At 47.4% G+C, this 5,493-nt stretch carries 4 protein-coding genes and 1 pseudogene; 2 read left to right on the top strand and 3 right to left on the bottom strand.

The genetic code is table 11. The annotated features are described in order from the left end of the window. The 3 genes from IQ263_RS27460 to IQ263_RS27470 all read right to left on the bottom strand — a co-directional run. Positions 1–384: DNA ligase LigA-related protein (locus tag IQ263_RS27460; RefSeq protein ID WP_445286305.1), on the bottom strand; the 384-nt coding region annotated here is incomplete at its 3' end. Between the two features lie 121 nt (positions 385–505). After that, positions 506–1,573: a vWA domain-containing protein gene (locus IQ263_RS27465; RefSeq protein WP_228050414.1), complete on the bottom strand. Its 1,068-nt coding sequence runs from the start codon at positions 1,571–1,573 to the stop codon at positions 506–508. 292 nt (positions 1,574–1,865) lie between these two features. Next, on the bottom strand, positions 1,866–2,852 hold the full coding sequence (locus IQ263_RS27470) for an Npun_R2479 family HD domain-containing metalloprotein (protein WP_194071212.1): 987 nt from the start codon (positions 2,850–2,852) through the stop codon (positions 1,866–1,868). Positions 2,853–3,245: 393 nt separating this feature from the next. Here IQ263_RS27470 and IQ263_RS27475 point away from each other — a divergent pair, with 393 nt between their 5' ends. Together IQ263_RS27475 and IQ263_RS27480 are read left to right on the top strand one after the other, a co-directional pair. Then, positions 3,246–5,003: an alpha/beta hydrolase gene (locus IQ263_RS27475; RefSeq protein ID WP_228050415.1), complete on the top strand. Its 1,758-nt coding sequence runs from the start codon at positions 3,246–3,248 to the stop codon at positions 5,001–5,003. Positions 5,004–5,186: 183 nt separating this feature from the next. Then, positions 5,187–5,493, top strand: a pseudogene (locus tag IQ263_RS27480) (photosystem II q(b) protein); the annotation flags it as partial.

Raw genomic sequence — 5,493 nt, forward strand, 5'->3', positions numbered from 1 at the left:
TCCCTCTTGTCCCCCCCCTTGATAAGGGGGGGTTAGGGGGGGTGCATTTCCCTCTTGACCGGGGGTTAGGGGAGGTGCTACTCTTTGCCAGCGTTCCTGCCATTTAGCAAATTCCTCAAAATTAAAAGCATTTTCCAAACTGTAGAGAGGAATATTGTGCTTGACGCTAAAAAATTGAGTAGCCGGCTTTTCTCCCACGCGCTGAGTCGGACTTTCGGCAGTAATTAATTCAGGATAATCTGATTCTAACTCTTGTAACTGTCGATAAAGGCGATCGTACACCTCATCAGCCATAATCGGCGCATCGAGAACATAATAAGCATAACTAGCTTGCTGTAGCTGCTCCCTCAACTGTTTAACTCGCTGCTGAATGTCTGGTTGCATATTAACTTAAAAGTGTATATTTTTTAACCGCATATGTCTAGAACAAAATATCACAAACACAATAAAAATGTTAGCATTTTATGCCTCAATCTGCGGCGGTAATTTGAACATTTAAAATCGCTTAACGATCCCAATCTTCAACTTCATAAAGGAAACGAGTCCCCCCCATCAGCTTGCGATTCGCCGAGGTACTTTGCACAAAAACCGCATACTTTTCTAGATTGCTAGGTTTGAGGCGCACAGTCTCGCCCCTTGGCAAACCCAACATTTCTCGCGCCGCTTCTCCTTCAAACAAATCCCCTGTCGAACGCTCCATCAGCACAATTTCTTTCTTACCTTGGATAGTTTCTGTTTTAGTAAACTCATAAAACCCGCGCCCGGTTTTAAAAGCCAAACCATTCTCCAGCACAAAAGCTTTAATTGAAATCTCGTTATCTACTTCTAGAATCTGAAATCTCCCCGGTTTTACGGCTCGCAATTCGGCTGATTCATAAACAGCAGCGCCTTCCCGCTTCAGCATGGTATCAAACATCTTGTTTAATCCGCGACTCATGCGACCTTCACTGACAACTTCTTGCTCGTAAGCTTGTAGTTGTTCGTTAGATGACTGTTGGTAACAAACTGCTAAAAATAAATCTGTGATGTAGGAAAATTGGTCGAGATTGAGGTGAAAACCGCCAGACTTTTCGGCTAGTTCTTTGTAGAATAAAGTAGCATGATTGCGGTTGAGAGCTTGGATGCCGTACACAGCAATTCCCATCTGTGCTAACTTATCTACTTCCTGACGCCAGTTAAGTTTTTGAGGAGTTTGAGCGGGTGCGTGCGGGATGTCATCGCCAATGAGTACCAATGTTTTGGAATTAGTTGGAGTCCAAGAAAGTGATTGAGCTTCGTGCAAGACTAATTCATAACATTCTGGAGCATCGCCACCGCCAGTTGGTTCTACATTTTGCACAAAATTGCAAATCTTGTCGGCATCGCCCGACAAATCGAGGTGTTTAGTCACGTAAGTGCTGCCAGCATCGCAATAGTCCCCGTGAGCAATAATGCCAATCCGAATGCCAGGGATTTCATCAAGCAGTCTTGTCACCGTCTCTTTAATTTTCCGGCGAACTTGCGTCAAGCAAGGATACATACTGCCAGTTGTATCAAAGCTAAAAACGACTTCTATGTTGTTGGTTGCCATCATTTAACTCTCTCTAAACAACAAGGATTTCTTAGGAACAAGACTTTAATCTTTTAAACATTTGTTACACATTTCTCTCTTCAAAAGTGGCGGGGTAAAGAGAGGCAGAGCCTCTGGATCTGCATTACCAGGTAGAGCCTGGTAACGAGCAAACGAGCAAACAAGTAAGTAACAGTTATTTAATTGTCATTCCTTAGTTATATTATAACTCAATAAAAAATCAGCAGCTCTAAATTTACCATTTGTTGTAATTATAACTGGCGTTTATAGCTGCTGAATTATGTCGATCAATCTCTCACAAATTTAGATCGGCAAACTCGCTAAATTTCTTGTTATCCCCGGAGGTGGAAAGTTGAAGGCGATCGTTATTGTGTTCGCCGTTCAAGTTGCTATTAGCATTAGCACGGGATTTAATTAATTCTTGAGCATTTGTTTTGTTGAAAGCGAGCGGTTCAGCATGTTCTACTTGAAACACGTTAGCGTAGAGGTTGGCAATGATTTGTTTGCCACCCTGGGTTAATTCCAAGTAGTTCAAAGCTGCTGGAATGTAGGGAAAAACTCCGTTCCAATAAAACTTGGCGTAATTTTGTCGCAAATCTCCCGGAGACTTGTAGCCCAAGATTTTATTAGTGCCGACTTCTTCAAATTCGTAGAACAGCGCACTGATTTTTCGCAGGTAATTGGGGTCGCTCAACTGACCGATCAAATCGGCGGCCCTGGCTAGTCCAGAATAATTGTTTCTGTCTTGATGAGTTTCGCTAGCAGGAACTGGGAAGCGGGTCAATTCAATATTGCGCTTGATTTGTTCAGCATCAATTAAGGTGTGGCCGCCGAAGCGTTCGTCAATTACGAGTTTTCCTCGATCGACATGATAAGGAGTTAAACTGGCAGAAGTAGCGCCGACCGGTACAGAAACCATTCCCCCGTCAATACCCGTAGCGTAGAGTCCGACAGCTTCTTGGTCTTGGCGGCAAACACCTTTCACGTAGCCGATATCGTGGCACAGCAGCGAGATCAGGTAGTGCAGCCAATCTTCCGGCGACACTCCCCCTTCGCGAATATGCTTGCCCCGCAGAATTTCTTGCCCCACCAATGCCACGAGCATTGTGTGTTCCACATTGTGGTACAAAGCATCGCAGTTAGCGATATTTTCCAGAGCCATCGTCCCCGCCCAGGCGATAATTTCTGGATAGTCAGGCTTGTACTTGCCGTAGGTGCGGCGGTAGCCGGCCTGCAGCTCTTGCACAAAAGCGTCAATCAGGATAGCAGTTGCATTGAACATGATAAATTTTCTCATTCAGACTCTAGTTACAAACTCGATCGCAAATATGTTGGATAGCTGAAAAAATAATCAATGGGCATAACCGTAGGTTTGACCCCTCGCCCAAAGATGGATAGAAGCCCCCAAATTTTGTTGTTCTGTGCCCTAAATTTTAGACTTTTGTTCCTGCTTTGGCGATTCCTCTGTCCAGGAAATTTAAAATCTCAAATCGACTGACCCCGGGCGCGTTGAATTAAAAATTTCCGAAGAATGTTTTCAGGTCATAAAATTACTCTCAGACTATGCTTCCCACGATAACCTAATTTCCGAAGCAACTGATAGATTTTTGGGCATTAAATATTGGCGAAACAATTTAGACCGTTTCACCGACTAATTAATTAGAATGTGCTAGGTATGAAAGTTATGAACTGTCTGTTTCCGAGTCTCTCTACTGCTGCCCTTCGCACTCGGCGGTCGATCGCCCCAAAATACCTAGGATTGTTTGCATTCACTGCTGTTTGCACCGCTGCACCAGCTTTCGGGGCCGAGCGAATCTACGTAACTTACGGGCCGCTAGAAGAATCAGTTCCGATCGAATCTTTGGCACTATTCGCCAAAGAAGGCAAAATAGACTCGAACTTGGACGGCTTTGCTCAGTACGCCAAAAAATCTCAGCTAGCTCAGATTCGCAGCGCCCTGCAAGCGAAAGCGGAAATCAGCCCCGTGACGATCGCCCAATTCCTCTACACGCCTCAAGGAGAAGTGCTGCTGGAACGCTTGGGTCGAGTAGTTCAAACCAAAGCTCGGCAGCCCGGATTTTATGCCATCCGAGCGGCCCTGATTTTAGCAGCCGCCGATCCAGAAGGCCTGACAATTCTCAACGTGCTGCAAAAATTTCCTACTTACGGTATCAGGATTGACGTTGCGCGCGCCTTGGGTATCGCCGACAAACTGACATCGCTGATCAACCGTTCCAATCGGGCGATCGCCGGAGTCATCGAGTTGTCGGAAGCAGCAGCAGCCTCTGAGCCCGCGATACCGCCCGCAGAAATCCTACAGCCCCAGCTACCGGGCCCCTATACTTGGCAAAAATCATCGGTAACTATAACGAGTCCAAGTCGCAATCGCACCTTTGATATGGACATTTACCTGCCGCAGCGCAGCCCGCAACCGGCCCCTGTAGTAGTAATTTCTCACGGCTTAGGTTCCGATCGCACTTCCTTCGAGTATTTAGCCAAACAGCTAGCCTCCTATGGCTTTGCCGTCGCCGTTCCCGAACATCCAGGCAGCAACGCCCAACAAATCCAAAACCTAGTAACAGGCAAAACCAACGAAGTAACAGAACCAGCAGAATTTGTCAACCGCCCCCTCGACATCAAAGATTTGCTCGATTATTTAACCAAACTTTCGACTACCAATCCTGCCTACCGAGGGCAGCTCGACTTGGAGCGAGTCGGCATCATCGGCCAGTCTTTCGGTGGCTATACAGCTTTAACATTAGCCGGAGCGGGGATTAACTTTGCCCAGCTAGACAAAGACTGCCAGCGAGAAAACGAAACTTGGAACCTCTCCCTGCTGTTGCAGTGCCGCGCCCGCAGCCTAGCTCGCAACCAGTACAATTTCAGCGATCCGCGCATCAAAGCTGCGATCGCCATCAACCCGATCGCCAGCAGCATTCTCGGAGAAACAAACCTCAGCCAAATAAAAATCCCAATCATGGTAGTCGCAGGCAGCGCCGATACAGTCGCCCCAGCTTTGCTCGAACAAATTCAACCCTTCACTTGGCTGACATCGCCCAACAAATATTTGGTACTGATGAACAACGGGACTCACTTCTCAACGATCGAGGATTCCCCTCAAAGCGTCTTTCTGCCACCACCAGATGTCATCGGCCCCGAACCTGCTTTAGCCCGCCGCTACGTCAACGGACTCAGCGTAGCCTTCATGGAAACCTATTTGAACAACAAATCAAATTTCCGCCCCTATTTACAGCCGAACTACGCTCTAAGCATCTCGCGAGACACTCTCGGACTGAGAATTTTGCGATCGCTCACCCCAGAGCAACTCCAGCAGTTCAGCAGTGCGCCACCAGCTCGCAATGCTGCGCCTCCACTGCCGATCGAGCCACCTCCTGTGCCTTCTCAACCTCCGCTGCCACCAGTTCCGCGTTAAAAGGTAGGATGTGCCGAAGACCGCCGCGTGATGTGTTTTCCCCCTGGCAGCAGGGCTCATCAGCTTTCCTTATCACCTTCATCAGTTTAACTGTCGCTACAGGCCTTTACAAACCTTCACGGCATCGTTAATAATAGAGACATCATCCGAACATTGACAACCAAATAACGCAATCATAAACACATGACAGCCACCTTACAGCAGCGCGAAAGCGCTAACTTGTGGGATCAGTTTTGCAACTGGGTCACATCGACCGACAACCGCCTCTATGTAGGTTGGTTCGGCGTCTTGATGATTCCTACACTACTGACAGCCACAATTTGCTACATCACTGCATTCATCGCAGCCCCTCCCGTAGACATCGACGGCATCCGCGAACCAGTAGCAGGTTCCTTGATGTTCGGTAACAACATCATCACAGGTGCAGTTGTTCCTTCGTCTAACGCGATCGGTCTTCACTTCTACCCAATCTGGGAAGCAGCTTCTCTTG

It is taken from the genome of Tychonema sp. LEGE 06208 (assembly GCF_015207505.1).
In the GTDB taxonomy this organism is placed as follows: Bacteria; Cyanobacteriota; Cyanobacteriia; order Cyanobacteriales; family Microcoleaceae; genus Microcoleus.